We start from the raw sequence: 18,044 nt of genomic DNA, 5'->3' as shown, positions 1-18,044 counted from the left end.
AGCTGCTTTCAGATGCCAGATGCCAGATGCCAGATGCCAGATGCCTGATGCCTGATGCCTGATGCCAGAGGAGAGGAAACCCCATGAAAGCAATCGCAATCGACGGTGATGCGTTGGTTTGGACGGACCACGACGAACCCGGTGCGCCTGGTGCGGAAGATGTCCTCATCGATGTCGCTTGGGCAGGTATGAACCGCGCCGACTTGACGCAGCGCGCTGGCGGCTACCCACCGCCACCCGGTGCGTCGGAGATTCTCGGTCTGGAGGTGAGCGGCCATGTGCGCGCGGTTGGCGATAACGTGACCCATCTGAATGTGGGCGACCCGGTGTGCGCACTGCTCACCGGTGGCGGCTATGCCGAACAAGTCCGGGTGCCGGCGGCCCAGGTTCTCCCCTTGCCGGGCGGTATTTCCCTGCGCGACGCCGCTGGCTTGCCGGAGGTCTTCGCGACGGCCTGGATGAACCTTTACATGGAAGCAAGTCTCAAGCCCGGCGAGCGCATTCTGCTCCACGCCGGTGCCAGTGGCGTGGGCACGGCGGTCATCCAACTGGCCAAAGCCATGGGCAACCCGGTCTTCGTGACCGTGGGCAGCGACGCCAAAATCGAGGCCTGCAAGGCTCTCGGCGCCGAGGCCGGCTGGAACCGCTACAATGGCAGTTTCGTAGATGCCGTGAAAGACTGGGGTGGGGCCGATATGGTGCTGGACCCCGTAGGCGGGGACTACATTCATCAGGACCAGTCGGTGCTCAACGTGAACGGCCGGATTGTACTGATCGGGCTGATGGGCGGACGTGAAACGCAGCTCGATTTGGGTTATATGCTGATGAAACGCCAACGCCTGATTGGCTCCACCCTACGCTCTCAACCGGTCGCCCGGAAACGCGAAGTGATGGATGCGCTGTACGAAACGGTTTGGCCGCTTTTGGCCAGTGGCGAAATCAAGCCGATCATTGATCGCGAGTTTGCCATTGAGGACGCCGCAGCGGCGATGGATTTCCTCAAGAGCAACGACAGTCAGGGCAAGGTGCTGTTGCGAGTCGCGGAGTCGGCGTAATGATCAATGAGTAGTGATCAATGACTAGCGCCCCATGACTAGTGCCCCGTAAGCCGATCCATTAGGCCGTCGGTCATCCACCGTGCCAACGGTGAGATGACCGCCACCGATGGGAAGGCCACCGCCCAGGCGATAATAAACGCCTCCAGCCAGCGCTCCACAAAGCCCGGCGCCAAGTCGGTATTGATATAGGTGACGACAGCCGACATCAGCAGAGACATCAATCCGGACATAATGCCGGCGAAAATCAGGTGACGCGATCTGGCACCTTTTTGCTTGGCCATTCTCTCTCCCATTGAGCCACTTGCGATCTCATCGTACTAAAAAAACCGTTTCCTGCACGTCACCGTAACGTTAATCTCAAGTCATTGGCTGTAACCGTCAAACCTCGAGGGCGATCATCGCCATGTTCGAACGTGTAACCCTGCAAGGTGCCGGGCCGCGAGCCCTAGGCGCGGTCATGCTCACACTGCTCTTGGCGGGCTGTAGTTCGACTCAACTGGCTTACCGGCAACTGGACTGGGCGCTGGTTTGGTGGGTGGAGGACTATATCCCGCTTGACGACGTTCAGGAAGCCCGCCTGGAATCCCAGATCAATTCGCTCCTCGAGTGGCACTGCCGGCACGAACTCCCGCGCTACGCCGCCTGGCTTGAGGACGTAAACACCCTCTCGTCCAGTCCACCGCTCCATGTAGCGGATGTTGAACGTCTGCAGGCCGGCCTGTTCCAGGCCATCGACCGACTGACACAGCGGATCCACCCAACCGCAACCGCGTTGCTGGGTTCCCTGAGTAACGATCAGGTGGCCGCGCTGGACCGGGCCATGGCGGAAGGCCAGCGGGAGCGCCGTGAAGAGTTTCTCGGCGACACGCCTGCGGCCCAACTGGAAAAACGGGAGGAGCGCACCCGCGAACGGGCGGAGCGCTGGCTGGGCTCAGTCAACGCAAACCAGCGCCAAACCATTAAAACCTGGAACCGCAACCGCGGCAAGCAGACCGAAATCTGGCTGGAAGGTCGCGGCCGCTGGCAAGCGGCCCTACTTCAGAGCCTTCAGAATCGCAGCTCGCCGGGTTTCCCTGACCGCATTGAATACCTGTTGACCCACAGCAGCGACGTCCGTGGCGAGACCTATCAAACCATGTTCGAAGAAAGCCGGGCCGCCATGACTCAGTTAATCGTTGACTTGATCAACCAGTCCACACCGCAACAACGCGCGCATTTGGAAGACGAAATAGAAGAACTGCAGGCCGACTTCGAAGCCCTGGCCTGCCGTTCGGGAGATAAGACACCGGCTACTGCCGGCGCCTAGTGCACTAGAGCTACATTATGGAGCGGTAAGGGTAATGACCGTATCGCTACGCACAGACAAGTTCTGGATGCGTTCGTCATTGGCCGCATCGGTCTCGGCCTGATCGAAAAACACGGCACCTTCCGGCGGGTATTCGGCTTGCAGATACTCTGCCAGCGCATCCTGCTCGGTGCCGTAAGCGGCGAAGTCCGTGGCCCCGGGATCATCGGCACCGTCGGTCTCTTCCAGCTCTGTGCGCAGGTTGCTGGTCAGACTCTTGAACGGATAACCGTCACCGCAGCTTGCAGAGGCGTCGTTACCGGCATTCGTGGGCACGCAGGCCGCAAGGAAACCCAGGGTGGCCAACCGATAGTCCGCTGACTCCTGACCGGAAACCAACATACCATTTTCGACCACGGTTACGTCACCGCCCGGCGTCTCCACAACAAGCGACTGAATCCGTTGTCCACTCGTGGCATTGCTGGTATTGGTGTCGCCTTCCGTTCGTGCGGTCTCCGCCGGATCGAAACTGAAACGCATACCGGCGACTTGCGGGAACTGGCCCGGTGTTGCACCTACTTCAGTCGCGGCGACAGCATGCTCAAGCAAATCATGGAGTTCCGCACCGGTTACGGTCAGCAGCGCCACGCTGTTGTTGAAACGCAAAGAACCTTCGATGTCGAACTGAGAGACATCGCCCGCTTCCTTGCCGACCGCTTCGTTCGCGACGGGCGGCTCGAACTCGGCATCCGCCGGATCATTGGAACCCGCAGGCTGGACGATCTGACCGATTGCCGAGCGGATACCCCCGCCGTTCTTCAATGACACCACGACACTCGGATCGAACTGCTTGGCGTACCAAAGATTCGCCTCCGCCGTCAGGTTGCCCAGATTTGTTTCCTCGGTGCGCACTTCGCCGCGGCGGCCGTCCAGATAGACCGACGTCTGGCCCAGGATATTGCCATCGCGGGCTGCGAGCACCTCGCGGATTTCGGCGGAGACGACCGTTACGCGCTCGACCGGCTCGCCCATCACCTGGTCGACTATGGCGTCCGTCGACGCCCAGGCGCCATTGACCGCAGGATCCAGCTCGCCGGTCTTGATCACGCCGTTCTCGTCGAAATTCAGTACCAGGCGGCCCAGGTATTTGTAGTCGCCATCCACGTTCACCACCAATACCGGTTCGCCCTCCGGCGATTCGAACGCTAGCGGGTATGTATCGGCGGCGACGTCGCCGTCACGCAGGCTATCGTCCGCGTCTGCCAGCAACGTGTTGGAACCGCCAGCCACGATCACGTCCACGCCGTTCAGGCGCGTTGCGAGGGCCTTTTCGATAGCGATTTGCTGCATGTGCGCCACAAGAACGATTTTATTGATGCCCGAGTCGACCAGGGCATCCACAGCCGGCTGGATCTCAGCGGCAAGGTCGTCGTAGAACTGGGCTTCATCGGCCACCACGTCAGGCGCGATAGTAATGTTGCCGGTACTGGTGATGGACGCCAGGGACGGCGTAGTCGCGCCGACGACGCCGATCTGTTCTCCGTTAACCGAAACCACTGTCGACGGCGCAATCTTGCCCGCGATGCTGCTGGCCTGCTGCCCGCCGCCAGTGGCCAGATCGGCCAGCGCGGATTCGGTGGTGACGTCCAAATTAGCGGAGACGAACGGGAAGGCCGCGCCCTCGTAGACCAGACTGGCGTCTTCGTCATCGGTTTGCGGCGTCAACATGGACCTAAACTCTGCCGGGCCGCCATCCAGATCGTGATTGCCGATGGCGGATACATCCACGCCCATGGCGTTCATGAAGGCAATATCCGCACGGCCGTTGCCGGGCACGCCCAATGCCTCCACCAGCGCTTTGTCGGCTGCCGCGAAGTAGCGCGGCCCGGGAATGACGTTGTCGCCGGAGCTGACCAGCAGGGTGTTCTCTTGTTCGGCGCGGAACGCTTCGATGAGCGCTGAGAAGCGGTCCACCTCTTCGATAGCGCCGGGTGCGCCATCGACATCGGCAAAGTGCAGCAACTGCAGCGAATAGTCGCCGGTCGCTTCGCTATTTTCGTTGTTGTCGTTGTCGTCGTCATCGTCGCTGCAACCGGCCAGGCCTACGACAGCCGCACAGACAGCAAGACCCAGAAGGGTTTTCCTAAATTCCATGTCTCATTCTCCAGCATGTTTTTACAACCGTCTCAACACGCTAGAGCGGGAAAGCGACACCCGGATGGCAATTCGGTGACAGGCGGATTACATTTTGAAGCAGGCGCTCGCACATCGCCTTTCGGAGCTAGTTCGACGATGATGCCGGTGAGTTAGCATTAAGAACGTCGCGAATGCGCGAGACAAGCGCCTCAATGTCTGGATCGGGCTGGGCGCCGAGACGATCGACAACGGCCTCCGTCGTGGCCCAGGCACCGTTCTTTTGCGGGTCCAGCGCGCCTGTCTGGATCACCCCCTCCTGATCGAAGGTCATGACGAGGCGGCCAAGGTATTCGTAATCGCCATCCACGTTAACCACCAACACCGGCTCTCCCTGAGGCGACTCGAACACCAGCGGGTAGTCACCCGCCGCTTCGTGACCCTCCCTTAGCGTGTCATTGGCATCCGCCAATAAGGCGCTTGAGCCGCCAGCGACAATAACGTCCACCCCGCTCAGGCGCTGGGCCAGGGCCTGCTCTATGTCGAGCTGCTGCATGTGCGCGAGCAGGATGATTTTGTTAATGCCGTGCTGGACCAGTACATCAACGGCGGTCTGGATCGAACTTGCCAGCGCAGGGTAGCGCGCTACCGTGTCGGTCGTTAATCCTGCCGCGAGGCGGATACCGCCGGTTCGGGTAATCTCCGGCAGGTCCGGCGTGGTGCCGCCGACGATGCCGATCCGCTCGCCACCGACCGTCATCACCACCGAGGGCGCGATGCGGCCGGCTACCCGATCTCCCGCCTGGCCCCCGACGGCGGCCAGATCGGACAGGGCCGGTTCGGCGGAAAAATCCAAGTTGGCGGATACGTAGGGAAACCGGGCTCCCGGGTAGGTGCCTTGCGCGCCCGTTTCCGGCATAAGCAGGGCGGCAAACTCCGCAGGGCCGCCATCCAGATCATGATTGCCGATAACCGAGGCATCCACGCCCAGGGCATTCATCAAGGCGATGCCCGCACGGCCTTTGGCAGGCACGCCCAGGGTGTTTGCCAGGTCTGGACTGGCACCGGCATCGTAGAGCGGCCCCGGTTTAACGTTATCCCCGGAGCTTAGGAGCAACGTTGGGACAGCGTTGGTGCGGAAGGCGGACACTAGGGCGGAAAAGCGTTCGACATTGTCGATCGCCACGCCGGGCTCGCCGTCGACATCGGAGAAGTGCAACAGCTGCAGCGTGTAGGCGCCGCCGGCCGCCCGGGCCTCGCGGTGACCGGTGAGCCCCGTCACCGCGAGGCAGAGCGCGAGACCGGCCAACATACTGCGGATATCCCTATCGCAACGCGCCATTCGTTCTCCTCGCACCGCTCGCCCTAACGTAGCCCCAACGCCTTGGCGTGGTGGTCCAGATGCTCGTCGATGAACGAAGCAATGAAGAAGTAGCTGTGATCGTAACCGCTGTGCATCCGCAACGAGATCGGGTGGTGCGCGGTCTCGCAGGCTTCTGCCAAAGACTCCGGGTGCAGTTGCTCTTCCAGAAACTGATCCCCGGTGCCCTGATCGATCATCAGCGGTAGGCGCTCTCTCGCCTGGGGAATCAGCAGGGTGGCGTCGTACTGCGCCCAGGCGTTCTCGTCGCTGCCCAGGTACCCCAGGAAGGCCTTTTGCCCCCAGGGACAGGCCGTGGGATGGCAGATCGGTGCGAACGCCGAGACGGACTGATAGCGGCCCGGATTCCGGAGCGCCGCGACCAAGGCGCCGTGTCCCCCCATGGAATGCCCGCTGATCGAGCGTTTGCCGGTGACCGGCAGGTTCGCCTCCACCAGCGACGGCAGCTCGCTGACCACGTAGTCGTACATCCGGTAGTGCTTCGACCAGGGCTCCTGGGTGGCATTCACGTAAAAGCCGGCGCCGCTGCCAAAATCGTAGCTGTCGTCTTCCCCCGGCAGCTCCACGCCGCGCGGACTGGTGTCCGGGCAGACAATCGCGAGGCCCAGCTCGGCCGCCCGTTTCTGGGCACCGGCTTTTTGCATGAAGTTCTCGTCCGTACACGTCAGGCCGGAGAGCCAGTACAACACCGGCACTGGCTGTTTGCGTGCCAGTGGCGGCAGGTAGACGGCGAAGACCATATCGCAGTCCAGCACGTCCGAACGATGACGGTAGCGGCGATGTTCGCCATCGAAGCAACGGTTGGATGACAACAGTTCCATTGATTTTTCCCTCTCGCGCAAGGATTGGACAGCGCAATGGCTGGTCAGGAAGGCGCTTTGGCGCCTTCCTGACCCTGGAGACGTTCGCTAAAAGCCCGTTAGAACAGTACGACAGAGCGGATGCTTTTACCTTCGTGCATCAGCTCGAAAGCCTTGTTGATATCCTCCAGCCCCATGGTGTGGGTGACCATCGGGTCTATCTGGATTTCACCACGCATGTAGCGCTCGACGTAGCCGGGCAACTCGGTGCGGCCCTTGACGCCGCCGAATGCGCTACCGCGCCAGACCCGGCCAGTCACCAACTGAAACGGCCGGGTGCTGATTTCCTCGCCGGCACCGGCCACGCCGATGATCACGGACTCGCCCCAGCCTTTGTGGCAACACTCCAGGGCGGAGCGCATGACGTCGACCTTGCCGATACACTCGAACGAGTAGTCCACGCCGCCATCGGTCATTTCTACCAGAACTTCCTGGATGGGACGGTCGAATTTCGAGGGGTTGACGAAGTCGGTGGCGCCGAGCATGCGGGCCATCTCGAACTTGTCTTCGTTGATATCGACGCAGATGATTCGCTCAGCCTTGGCCATCACCGCCCCTTGCACGACGCTAAGGCCAATGCCGCCCATGCCGAAAATGGCGACACTGGAGCCCGGCTCTACCTTGGCGGTATTCAGTACGGCACCGATCCCGGTGGTAATGCCGCAACCCAACAGGCAGACCTTATCCAAGGGCGCTTCCTTACTCACTTTGGCCACGGCGATTTCCGGCATCACCGTGTACTCGGAAAAGGTGGAGGTGCCCATGTAGTGCTTGATCTGCTTGCCGTTCATGGAGAAGCGCGACGTGCCGTCCGGCATCAGGCCCTGCCCCTGCGTGGCGCGGATCGCCCCGCACAGGTTGGTTTTACCGGAGCGGCAGAACTTGCACTCGCCACACTCCGGCGTATACAGCGGAATCACATGGTCGCCGGGTTTGACGGAGGTCACGCCGGGGCCGACCTCCTCGACGATGGCGCCGCCCTCGTGGCCGAGAATGACCGGGAAGTTGCCTTCGGGATCGGCGCCGGAGAGACTATAGGCATCGGTATGACAAACCCCCGTGGCGACAACGCGCACCAGGACTTCACCGGCCTTCGGACCCTCGACGTCGATATCTTCGATCACCAATGGCTTGCCGGCCTCCCAGGCAACAGCGGCTCTTGACTTCATGTCGACTCCTTAAACGAGGTATAGGCGGCGCAGGACGTCGACGTCCCGGACCGTATGGATGTAGGAAAACCATACCAGTAACCTCGTGTTCCTTCACCCTGGTGTCGCTCCGCCGTGTCCCGGGCGTTAGTCCTGCGGCGTGGAACGTGACGCCTGCGTACCGTCTCGAACCTTTGCCAGCGCCGCCAATATCGCCGTACGGGTGACGATACCCAACAAGCGGCCGCCTTCGACCACCGGGTAGACTTTTGGCTTATCGCGTTCCAGGCGCTGAGCCAGGTCGACCACCGCCTCTTCCGGCGAAATGGTCACCGGCGACTTAGTCATAACGTCGTCGACCACAGGCTCACCCTCGCTATGGTAGCTGGTGACCAGCAGCGAATGGATGCAGTCCTGCTCCGAGACGAAGCCCAGCACATGACGCTTGGCATCCACCACCGGCAGCCCGGTGACATGGTTTTGCAGCAACGTTTCCACCACCCGTGTCAACGGCGTACCGCAACGGATCGGTTCGATGTGATTCCACATCACATCACTGGCTTTAAGTGAACGCATTGGTGTCCTCCTGCCGTCCCACCATCCTCGGGCGATGTTTTACGGGTGCCTCGAGGTTCCTTATAAAGCTAGGCAAAGATGGCGCGGGAGGGAAATATAAAATCCGGTAACAAGCCTTGGTAACTAAGCGTTGGTAACCAGGCCTTGGTAACCACGCCTGCCCCGTCGACGGGCTCGAGTGTGCCGTTATACTGCCGTCATTGGGCGGCTACTCCCTAAAGACCTATACTGTGGTGACTGACTTGGTTACCGCCGGGGAGGGTCTCCTCTATGAAAGCGCCACTCGAACCCGCTGACGAAGCGCAACGGCTTGAAGTCCTCCGCGCGCTGCGAATGCTGGACACGCCGATAGAAGAACGCTTCGAGCGCATTACCCGCCTTGCGCAGAAGTACTTTGGCGTCTCGATCGCCGCCATTACCTTGGTGGACGAAGATCGCCAGTGGTTCAAGTCCATTCAGGGACTGGCCACACGCGAGACGGAACGGCGCATCTCGTTTTGCGGCCACGTCATCGTCGAAGACGCGCTATTGGTCATCGACGACGCCAGCCGGGACGAACGCTTTGCCGACAACCCCTTGGTCGCCGGCCACCCCCATATCCGTTTTTATGCCGGTGTTCCGCTGCGAACCCCCAACCGCACGCCCATCGGCACGCTGTGCATTATCGACGACAACCCACGCGACGCCGACGCCGTCGATTTTCCCGCACTGCAGGATCTCGCCGCTCTCGCTGAGCGGGAGTTCTCGGTCGAAAGCCCGGCCAACCGACAGCCCATGGCCAGATTCCGGGGCGGGCCACAAGTCAACTTGCTGGACGAAGTCACCGGCCTGTGGAACTGGGATGGCTTTTTGCATTTGCTGGAGGAGTCTACTCACCGGGCCAAGCTGATCGGCGGCGATGTCACTCTGGTTTGGGTGCGAACCGAACTGTGGGATTCTCAAGTCATCCGTTCCGAGGTGCTTGATCGCAGCCGCCAGGCGTGGGTGACCAAACTGCTTTCGGCGGTGGATTTTTTCGACACGGTGGCGGTCGCGTCCGACCGGGATTTTCTGCTGATGATCAACGAAAGCGACCGGGCCCAATTGCTGGTCCGCCTTGGACGAGTCGCCAGCAATCTGAGCATCCGCAAAGGGGGAGACCCAGGAGACAATACGCTGATGCCGGACCGGATCGCCTTTGCGGCCATCAAATCCATCGATGTCCGCATGGCCATACCGGAGATCCTCGAACAGCTGGAAGCGGCATTGCCGCCGCCGGACGCGTCCTCCGGTACACTGACACTCATTCAAGGGAGTCTGCGCTCGCAATTGTCCCTACTTTGAACGCCGCCACCGAACCCTGAACCTCGCGGGCCTTTCTGCGCAGGTTTGCGCGACGGCAAAAAGGTGTCTTAAAACGTGGCTAACGGCAACATTTCCTAACGATTCCTCTCACAATTCCTTACAATATTCGCTTACTACTTATTGTTTAAAACCCACTGATTAGAGTACATTTCTCCTGCGTTTCGGGGATCCTCCCCAGGAAACGTCCCTGTGTTCTTTCAGGGCGACGCGCGTGGCCTCCACAGCAGCGTCTTAATTACGACATTCGATTGACAAGGCGTTTGAACAGGACGTTCGGCAGAACTCCTGGTGAAACCCGTTTTTTTGGAGGTGTAGTATGCGTTTGAGCAATTTGGCAATTCGTTTCCGTCGCAACCGCGTTGCAACCCCGGAACAATCTCGCGTTGACGCCATCGAGCGCCGCCAGACCATGAGCCTGGAAGCGCTGAATCGTCCGGCTCAGTCTCGCAGCATCAAGGCGGCTCTGCGTCAGCGCTAAAAGGGCGTTGTAGAAGACGAACAAACAAGGAGGAAGCTCATTTTGAGTATTCCTGATTGATAGCCAGCTCAAGGCTCTTGAGCTGGCTATTTTGCGTTGTAGACTTCATTTCTCTCCGCAAACACTCAACCACTTCGCCACCGTCTGCCCGTTCGCCCGTTCGATTCCACCAGGGCTTTAGCTACATCTCTCTCGCTTCTCAGTGCTCTTTAGTAGCCTTTAACCCACGCTTAACCCGCGTTATTCTGCACCTGCCCAATCGCTGCCAGGCTAGCTTCCACAATCTCCGGCACCAGCGTTTCCGGGAGGTCATGCCCCATGCCCTCGATCAGCTTGAGCCGGGCGTGGGGGATCAGGTAGTGAAGCTGTTCGGCCGACGTCGGACGCACCAGCGGGTCCGCGGTACCATGAATAATGACGGTGGGCACCCGGATACGCCGGGTAATGGACGATAGAGAGCCGGTCCCGAGGATGGCCCGGGTCTGGCGCAGAATACCGGCGGGATGGTAGCTGCGGCGGTAGTCGTTGATCACGCGCTGGCGGACATCGTCGGCGGGCGTCGGATGAGCCGGGCTCTGTATCGCCTGCCAGAACGCTAGAGAGCGCTGAACCACGGCGTCTTCTTCATGTCCCTTGGCGCCAATGCCTGCCAGCTTCCAAATCAGCGCCGCCTTCGGCAGCGGTAGGCGCGGGCTGTTGGTGGAGGTCATAATGAGCGTGGCCGAACGCACCCGTTTGGGATGATGGCCCGCCAGCAGCTGTGCGATCATGCCGCCCATGGAAACCCCGACAACATGCGCACTGGGCAGTTCAAGAGCGTCGAGAATGCCGCATACGTCCTCTGCCATATCATGCAGCGTGTAGGGCGCATCCACCTTCAGACCGATACGATGCTTGGCCATGGCTTTTAATGGATGATCCTTGAGCCGTTGCTTCAAATGGCTGGACAGACCGATGTCCCGATTATCGAAACGGATCACCCGGTATCCGGCCTCGACATAAGCTTGTAGCAAGGCTTCCGGCCATAGCGTCAGTTGTGCGCCCAACCCCATGATGAAAACAACCGGTTCGGCCTCCGGATTGCCACGGGTTTCGACGCAGAATTCAAGGCCGTTTGCTGCAATCCGGCGGGTTTCGGGGGGATGATTCTTTAGGGCTATGTTCACGCGACCTCCTCTGGTTCAGCCCCAGCATAATCGATTTACCCGGCCAAACCATGCCCCTTCAGCAGCGAAGGACGCGTCACTCCGGTAAATCAGCCATCGAACCAGTCGCTGCAAACGACATCTATAGCTTTGTTTCAAAAAGAAATTTCGGCATGCCCGGAATTTACAACTATACTTTGGCAGTCCAAAACCGTTTCGAATCAAACGCCAAGGAGGTGGCCTCGATGGAAGCCTTGTCCAACGTCATCACAATAATCAATGGCTGGGTCTGGGGGCCACCGATGTTGGTGCTGATCCTCGGTGTCGGCCTCTTCCTCAGCCTGGGCCTCAGGCTGATGCCGATCCTTCGTCTGGGCACGGGTTTCCGGTTGCTCTGGCAGGGCCGGCAATCCAGCCACGAAGGCGAAATCCCTCCTTTTCAGGCCCTGATGACCTCGCTCTCCGCAACCATAGGCACGGGTAACATCGCAGGCGTCGCCACTGCGGTCTTCCTGGGTGGGCCCGGCGCCCTATTCTGGATGTGGCTAACGGCCCTGGTCGGCATGGCCACCAAGTACTCCGAAGCCGTGCTGGCGGTCAATTACCGAGAAGTGGACGAACGCGGCGACCATGTCGGTGGCCCCATGTATTACATCCGCAACGGTCTGGGGCAGAAATGGGCCTGGCTCGGCATTCTGTTCGCGCTTTTTGCCTCGGTAGCGGCGTTCGGCATTGGTAATACAGTGCAATCCAATTCGGTGGCCGATGTCCTCCAGACCAACTTTGCCCTGCCCCACTGGGTCACTGGTGTCATCCTCATGGTGTTGGTCGGCCTGGTATTGATCGGCGGCATCCGCAGAATCGGCCAAGTGGCGTCGTCGCTGGTACCATTGATGGCGATTGCCTACCTGGCTGCGGGGCTGATCATACTGGGCATCAACGCGCCGGAAATTCCGGGTGCACTGGCCCTGGTTTTTAGCAATGCCTTCAGCGGCACCGCGGCCCAAGGCGGCTTTGCCGGTGCGGCGGTGTGGGCCGCGATCCAATTCGGGGTGGCCCGCGGTGTCTTTTCCAACGAAGCCGGCCTGGGTTCGGCACCCATCGCCCATGCCGCCGCGCAAACCAACAGCCCGATCAAGCAGGGTATGGTGGCCATGCTGGGCACCTTTCTCGACACGATCATCATCTGCTCCATTACCGGTCTGGCGATCATCACCTCCGGTGCCTGGACCAGCGGCGAGTCCGGCGCAGCCCTGACGTCAATGGCCTTCGCCAACGCCTTGCCCGGCGTCGGCAACTACGTGGTGGCGGTCGCCCTGGCGATTTTTGCCTTCACTACCATCCTGGGCTGGTCGTTCTACGGCGAGCGCTGCGTGGAATTCCTGTTTGGCATAAAGGCGATCTGGCCCTACCGGGTGCTCTGGCTCATCGCCATTCCCATCGGCGCCACGTCCAATCTGGGCATCGTCTGGCTGATCGCCGATACGCTGAATGCCATGATGGCGCTACCGAACCTGATCGCCTTGGCACTGCTCAGCCCCATCGTCTTCAAATTGACGCGAACTTATTTTGAGCAGGCCACCGGTAAACGATCGCCATAAATCCACGAACTACTGATTCCCTAAGGTTATAAACTAGACTGAAACAGTCTTTTGAGTTCTGACGCTGCGACCCAACAGTTACAGCAAGAGATTAAATCACAGCAAAAGAAAACGGCGCGCTCGCGTGTTGCGGGCGCCACAGACCGAGGAGAGTATCGATGAGTTTACGTCTAGGGGACACCGCACCCGACTTTGAACAGGATTCCACCGAAGGCCGTATCCGTTTCCACGAGTGGCTGGGCGACAGTTGGGGCATTCTCTTCTCCCATCCCGCCGACTTTACCCCCGTATGCACCACGGAGTTGGGTCTGACTGCCAAGCTAAAAGACGAGTTTGCCAAGCGTAACGTCAAGGCTATCGCGCTGAGCGTGGACGATGCCGAATCCCATAAGGATTGGATCAAGGACATCAACGAGACGCAGGGTTGCTCCGTCAATTTTCCCATCCTGGCCGACGGCGACCGCAAGGTGTCCGAGTTGTACGACATGATTCACCCCAACGCGGACAACAGCATGACCGTGCGGTCCCTGTTCGTGATCGATCCGAACAAGAAGGTGCGTCTGACGATCACCTATCCCGCCAGCACCGGCCGCAATTTCAACGAGGTGCTGCGTGTCGTCGATTCCCTGCAACTGACCGATGAACACAAAGTCGCCACCCCGGGCAACTGGGAAGCGGGCAACGACGTGGTTATCGTGCCCTCCCTGCAGGACGAGGAAGAGATCAAGCAGCGCTTCCCCCAGGGCTATAAGGCAGTGCGGCCATACCTGCGCATGACGCCGGATCCGAAAGCCAACTGGAGCTGTGAATAACCGCCCACGGTTATAACGGCTCCTACCGAAAAGACCCCGGGATCGCCGGGGTCTTTTGCATTACGCCTAAGGCATCACTTCTCAGAAAGCCGGAACCACAGCGCCCTGATATTTTTCCTGGATGAAGGACTTCACCGCGTCGCTGGTCAGTACGTCGGCCAGTTTCTGCATCGCCTCGCTGTCCTTGTTGTCCGGACGGGAGACCAGAATGTTCACGTACGGCGAGTCGGAACCTTCGATGGTCAGCGCATCCTCAGTCGGGTTCAGGTCCGCTTCCAGCGCATAGTTGGTGTTGATCATGGCCACTTCGACCTGACTCAGCACGCGCGGCAGTGTGGCCGCTTCCAGCTCGTAGAATTCCAGATCCAACGGATTCTCGGCAATATCGCGCGGCGTGGCTGTGATCTTGCTCTCGTCGTTCAACGTGATCAGACCGGCTTTCTGCAGCAGCAATAGCGCACGGCCACCGTTGGTCGGATCGTTGGGGATGGCGATGGTGGCGCCCTCCTCCAGATCGTCCAGAGACTCGATCTTGTTGGAGTACGCACCGAACGGCTCCACATGCACACCGACCACGCTGACCAGATCGGTGCCCTTGCCGTCGTTGAATTCGGTCAGGTACGGCTGATGCTGGAAGAAGTTGGCATCCATCCGCTCCTGCGACACCTGGATATTAGGCTGGACATAATCGGTGAAGACTTTTACCTCCAGCTCCACGCCCTGCTCGGCCAGTTTGGGTTTCACGAATTCAAGAATTTCGGCATGGGGCACGGCTGTCGCCGCGACGGTCAGCTTGTCCGCAGCTTGGACGGAGAAGGCTACCAGGGTGGCGGCCAGCGCCAGAATCTTGGTCAGTTTCATACTCTTCCTCGTATTTATGGGCTCGCCGGCGGGCGAGCGATTTTTTCCGATTATTTCGGGTTGATCGGCATGAACGCGCCAGTGGTTCAGCGGCGGCTGAAATAGAGCACAAGCCGGTCGCCCAGCATCTGCAGCAACTGCACGAAAATCACCAGGAGCGCTACGGTAATGACCATCACATCCGTCTGGAATCGCTGATAACCGAAACGTATCGCCAAATCACCCAGACCGCCGCCGCCGATAACGCCGGACATGGCGGCATAGGACACCAGCGTGATCGCTGTGACCGTGACGCCGGCAATGATACCCGGTAAGGCTTCCGGAAGCAGGGCTCCGAACACCACCTGTTTCACGGTGGCACCCATGGCCTGCGTAGCTTCGATAATGCCCCGGTCTACTTCGCGCACGGAGGTTTCCACCAAGCGCGCAAAAAAAGGCGCGCCACCGGCAACCAGCGGCGGAATCGCCCCCGCCACACCCAAGGACGTGCCGATCAGCATCACCGTCAGCGGAATCATCACAATGAGCAAGATGATGAACGGCACCGAGCGCAGCACGTTGACGACGAACGACAACAGCGCATAAGCCACGGGTTGCTCGAGCAACTGCCGTTTTCCGGTCAGGAACAGCAGCACACCGATCGGCAGGCCGAACAGCACACTGAAGAACAGGGAGACGCCCACCATCACCAGCGTATCCCAACTGGCCCAGCCGATTTCCGTCCAGTCGACGTTGCTCAGTAGACCCTCCATCATCGCAACACCTCCACGTGGACTTCAGCCGCTTCGAGTCTGGATTGGGCCGCCTCCAGGTCACCCCCCATCAAAGCTAAGGTGAGCTGGCCATAGGGCGTATCCTTGATGCGGTCGATACGGCCCGAAAGAATGCTGAAATCCACACCGGTCTCCCGCGCCACGCTGCCCAGCAGCGGTTTATAGGTGGCCTCGCCACGGAAGGTCAGGCGCAGAATACGACCCTCGGCGTGCGCGAAGTCCTCACGCTGCTCGCGTTCGTCGATATGCTCACTCTCGAACACAAAGTCCCGGGTGGTGTGGTGCTGGGGATGAAGAAAGACATCGGTCACCGGGCCCATCTCCACGATTTCGCCCGCATCCATCACCGCCACGCGATCGCACACCCGGCGTACCACGTCCATTTCGTGGGTGATCAGCACGATGGTCAGGCCCAATTCGCGGTTGATGTCCGCCAGCAGGCGCAGCACCGATTGGGTCGTCTGCGGGTCGAGTGCGCTGGTGGCCTCGTCGCACAGCAGGATGGTCGGGCGGCAGGCCAACGCCCGGGCAATCCCCACACGCTGTTTTTGCCCGCCGGAGAGTTGGGATGGATACTTGCGGGCGTGAGCCGTCAGCCCGACACGCGCCAGCAATTCCTTGACCCGCTCCTGGATCTGCGTTTTGGAATAGATGCCCGCCAGTTTCATGGGAAAGGCGATATTGTCTTCCACCGTCTTGGAGGACAGCAGATTGAAGTGCTGGAAGATCATGCCGACCTTACGCCGAAATCCACGTAAGTTGTCTGTGCCATAGCCGGTCACATCCTCACCGTCGATCACGATGCGCCCGCCGCTGGGTCGCTCCAGCAAATTGATCAGCCGGATCAGGGTCGATTTACCCGCACCGGAGTGGCCGACGATGCCGAAGATCTCGCCGTTCTGAATCGCGAGATCGGTGGGTTGCAGCGCGGGGATCGCCCGTCCTTCCACCTCGTACGCCTTGTGGACTTGGTCGAATTCAATCACTGGGCATCTATCTCTGGAAAGCCTGAAAAATGATCGCGCAGTATATCGCAGCCAGCCACTAAACCCGAATCGGGGCATGCCGTAACGAATAGCTACAGGATGAAGCACTAATCCGCGTCAGGAATCGGCTAAACTTAGTTTGAACATGCAGTCATTTTTTAGGAGCCCGAGCCTTGAGCGACCAGCCGTCCCGTTTCCACACTACCCACGCCTGGGTCGATTACCTGAGCCAGGTGGAATTACCGGTTCTCGCCAACACCCTCAAGCGCATCAACCACTTGACCGACAGCACCAGTTCCACCGTCAATGAACTGGCCGGCGTCATCCTCAACGACGCCCAGCTCACCTCGCAGGTGCTGCGGTTGTCGAATTCCGCTTTCTACAATCACTCCCGCATTCAGGTCAGCACCGTCAGCCGTGCCATCACGCTGATCGGTTTCGATGCTGTGAAATCCATGGCCATTTCATCGCTGCTGATCGATACGTTGATCGAGCGCAATCCGCGCCCACACCTGCTCAAGTCCCTGGCCCGGGCGCTGCATGCGGCAGTCCAGGCGCGCTGTCTGCTGCCCGGCAAGAATGAACAGGCCCGGGAAGAGGTATTTATCGGCGCCCTGTTGACCAATATCGGCGAACTGGCTTTCTGGTCCAGTGCAACGGAGCAGGCCGGCGAGCTTTCCGCCCGCCTGCCGGACGATAACCCCGCCGCCGTGCAGAAGGAGATCCTCGGCACAACCTTTGTCGAGATTACCCGCGGGCTGGTGGACAATTGGAAGCTTGGGCAGTTCATGCATGACGTGGTCAGCGCCAACCGCGCAACGTCGCCGGCGGTGTCCCTGGTCAGACATTCGGTGGAACTCGCCCGGGAAGCGGAAGAAGGCTGGCGCACACCGGCCGTGGAGAAGCTGCTGGCCGCCATCGCCAAGGATGTCGACGAGAAACCTGCCACCGTGCGCGACCGGGTGCGCCTCAATACGGCGGAGGCCGAAGAGATTGCGATTTCCTTCGGCATTCCCCAAATTCGCGGCCTGCTGCCGGGCCGGGGCGAAGGCAACGACGCTCCTCAAACCGAAGCTCCGGTGGCCGACCCTGCATTGCAATTGAGCATACTGCGGGAAATTTCTGCGACACTGGCGTCCCAGCCGGATTTGAACACCGTGTGCCAAATGGTCGTCGAGGGCATTCATCGCGCCGTGGGTATGCGGCGGGTGGTGTTGCTTATGACCGATCGTGCCAGCAACCAGCTGGTACCCCGCAAACTGCTTGGCCCCGGTACCGATAGCTGGCGTGACGACTTTGTGATTGATCGCGATACCCGCGGCCCCTTGGCGTCGCTGATGGTGGAAAGCTGCCAGATACTGCCGCCGCATCCGTCAGGCCCCCTGCTGCCGGTCTGCGACGCCTGGGTCGGTACCCGCCCGGCGTTAGCCGGACCGCTGTTCGCCGGGGATCGCCTGGTGGGCCTGTTCTTTGCCGATAATGGCCAACTACAGACAAAGCCGTCCCAGGACCAGCTCGTCGCGTTCAGTCATTTTATCCAGCAAGCCCAACTCTGCATCACGTTACTCGCCCGCGCCTGAGCCCGGCTTTCGGACTCAGGCGC

The 18,044-nt window shown here is 60.1% G+C and carries 17 protein-coding genes; 7 read left to right on the top strand and 10 right to left on the bottom strand.

The genetic code is table 11. The features are described 5' to 3' along the window. Positions 1 to 83 precede the first annotated feature (83 nt). Complete coding sequence (locus FXO11_RS01350; RefSeq protein WP_148861216.1) at positions 84 to 1,055, top strand: NAD(P)H-quinone oxidoreductase; 972 nt, start codon at positions 84 to 86, stop codon at positions 1,053 to 1,055. A 38-nt stretch (positions 1,056 to 1,093) separates the two neighbouring features. On the opposite strand, the gene FXO11_RS01345 is transcribed toward FXO11_RS01350, so the two are convergent. Then, positions 1,094 to 1,339, bottom strand: a complete 246-nt coding sequence (locus tag FXO11_RS01345) for a DUF2798 domain-containing protein (RefSeq protein ID WP_148861215.1) — start codon at positions 1,337 to 1,339, stop codon at positions 1,094 to 1,096. 122 nt (positions 1,340 to 1,461) lie between these two features. Between FXO11_RS01345 and FXO11_RS01340 the strand changes: the two genes are divergently transcribed. Then, on the top strand, positions 1,462 to 2,364 hold the full coding sequence (locus tag FXO11_RS01340; RefSeq protein ID WP_148861214.1) for a DUF6279 family lipoprotein: 903 nt from the start codon (positions 1,462 to 1,464) through the stop codon (positions 2,362 to 2,364). Positions 2,365 to 2,379: 15 nt separating this feature from the next. Here the strand turns inward: FXO11_RS01340 and FXO11_RS01335 are convergent, their stop codons facing one another. The 5 genes from FXO11_RS01335 to FXO11_RS01315 form a co-directional block, all read right to left on the bottom strand. Next, a complete protein-coding gene (locus tag FXO11_RS01335) occupies positions 2,380 to 4,497 on the bottom strand; it encodes a bifunctional metallophosphatase/5'-nucleotidase (protein WP_148861213.1) in 2,118 nt (705 codons plus the stop codon). Between the two features lie 127 nt (positions 4,498 to 4,624). Beyond that, positions 4,625 to 5,818, bottom strand: a complete 1,194-nt coding sequence (locus FXO11_RS01330) for a metallophosphoesterase family protein (protein ID WP_148861212.1) — start codon at positions 5,816 to 5,818, stop codon at positions 4,625 to 4,627. A gap of 23 nt (positions 5,819 to 5,841) precedes the next feature. Then, a complete protein-coding gene (gene fghA, locus FXO11_RS01325; protein ID WP_148861211.1) occupies positions 5,842 to 6,678 on the bottom strand; it encodes an S-formylglutathione hydrolase in 837 nt (278 codons plus the stop codon). A 98-nt stretch (positions 6,679 to 6,776) separates the two neighbouring features. Beyond that, the gene (locus tag FXO11_RS01320) at positions 6,777 to 7,886 is read right to left on the bottom strand and encodes an S-(hydroxymethyl)glutathione dehydrogenase/class III alcohol dehydrogenase (protein ID WP_148861210.1); all 1,110 of its coding nucleotides are present in this window, start codon (positions 7,884 to 7,886) and stop codon (positions 6,777 to 6,779) included. A gap of 126 nt (positions 7,887 to 8,012) precedes the next feature. After that, a complete protein-coding gene (locus FXO11_RS01315) occupies positions 8,013 to 8,441 on the bottom strand; it encodes a CBS domain-containing protein (RefSeq protein WP_148861209.1) in 429 nt (142 codons plus the stop codon). A gap of 270 nt (positions 8,442 to 8,711) precedes the next feature. Here FXO11_RS01315 and FXO11_RS01310 point away from each other — a divergent pair, with 270 nt between their 5' ends. Together FXO11_RS01310 and FXO11_RS20230 are read left to right on the top strand one after the other, a co-directional pair. Further along, positions 8,712 to 9,764, top strand: coding sequence for a GAF domain-containing protein (locus tag FXO11_RS01310; RefSeq protein ID WP_148861208.1), 1,053 nt, complete (start codon positions 8,712 to 8,714; stop codon positions 9,762 to 9,764). 337 nt (positions 9,765 to 10,101) lie between these two features. Then, on the top strand, positions 10,102 to 10,263 hold the full coding sequence (locus FXO11_RS20230; protein WP_168203106.1) for a hypothetical protein: 162 nt from the start codon (positions 10,102 to 10,104) through the stop codon (positions 10,261 to 10,263). Between the two features lie 230 nt (positions 10,264 to 10,493). Here FXO11_RS20230 and FXO11_RS01305 read toward each other — a convergent pair whose 3' ends face one another. Continuing rightward, entirely contained in the window at positions 10,494 to 11,429 is a 936-nt protein-coding gene (locus tag FXO11_RS01305) for an alpha/beta fold hydrolase (protein WP_148861207.1), read from the bottom strand. A 224-nt stretch (positions 11,430 to 11,653) separates the two neighbouring features. On the opposite strand from FXO11_RS01305, the gene FXO11_RS01300 reads away from it, so the two are divergent. After that, positions 11,654 to 13,009 (top strand): alanine/glycine:cation symporter family protein, encoded by a 1,356-nt coding sequence (locus FXO11_RS01300; protein WP_148861206.1) that lies wholly within the window; start codon positions 11,654 to 11,656, stop codon positions 13,007 to 13,009. A gap of 158 nt (positions 13,010 to 13,167) precedes the next feature. Next, entirely contained in the window at positions 13,168 to 13,821 is a 654-nt protein-coding gene (locus FXO11_RS01295; RefSeq protein ID WP_148861205.1) for a peroxiredoxin, read from the top strand. A gap of 81 nt (positions 13,822 to 13,902) precedes the next feature. Here the strand turns inward: FXO11_RS01295 and FXO11_RS01290 are convergent, their stop codons facing one another. The 3 genes from FXO11_RS01290 to FXO11_RS01280 all read right to left on the bottom strand — a co-directional run bounded on the left by FXO11_RS01290 (position 13,903) and on the right by FXO11_RS01280 (position 16,441). Further along, the gene (locus tag FXO11_RS01290) at positions 13,903 to 14,682 is read right to left on the bottom strand and encodes a MetQ/NlpA family ABC transporter substrate-binding protein (protein ID WP_406565636.1); all 780 of its coding nucleotides are present in this window, start codon (positions 14,680 to 14,682) and stop codon (positions 13,903 to 13,905) included. Positions 14,683 to 14,768: 86 nt separating this feature from the next. Continuing rightward, entirely contained in the window at positions 14,769 to 15,434 is a 666-nt protein-coding gene (locus FXO11_RS01285; RefSeq protein ID WP_148864747.1) for a methionine ABC transporter permease, read from the bottom strand. After that, on the bottom strand, positions 15,434 to 16,441 hold the full coding sequence (locus FXO11_RS01280; protein WP_148861204.1) for a methionine ABC transporter ATP-binding protein: 1,008 nt from the start codon (positions 16,439 to 16,441) through the stop codon (positions 15,434 to 15,436). The genes FXO11_RS01285 and FXO11_RS01280 overlap by 1 nt, the downstream gene beginning before the upstream one ends. Positions 16,442 to 16,614: 173 nt before the next feature. Here FXO11_RS01280 and FXO11_RS01275 point away from each other — a divergent pair, with 173 nt between their 5' ends. Continuing rightward, a complete protein-coding gene (locus tag FXO11_RS01275) occupies positions 16,615 to 18,021 on the top strand; it encodes an HDOD domain-containing protein (RefSeq protein ID WP_148861203.1) in 1,407 nt (468 codons plus the stop codon). The last annotated feature ends 23 nt before the right edge of the window (positions 18,022 to 18,044 follow it).

Source organism: Marinobacter fonticola, from assembly GCF_008122265.1.
In the GTDB taxonomy this organism is placed as follows: Bacteria; Pseudomonadota; Gammaproteobacteria; order Pseudomonadales; family Oleiphilaceae; genus Marinobacter_A; species Marinobacter_A fonticola.
The sequence above is the reverse complement of the archived record's forward strand: the minus strand, read 5'-3'. Positions and strand labels throughout refer to the sequence as shown.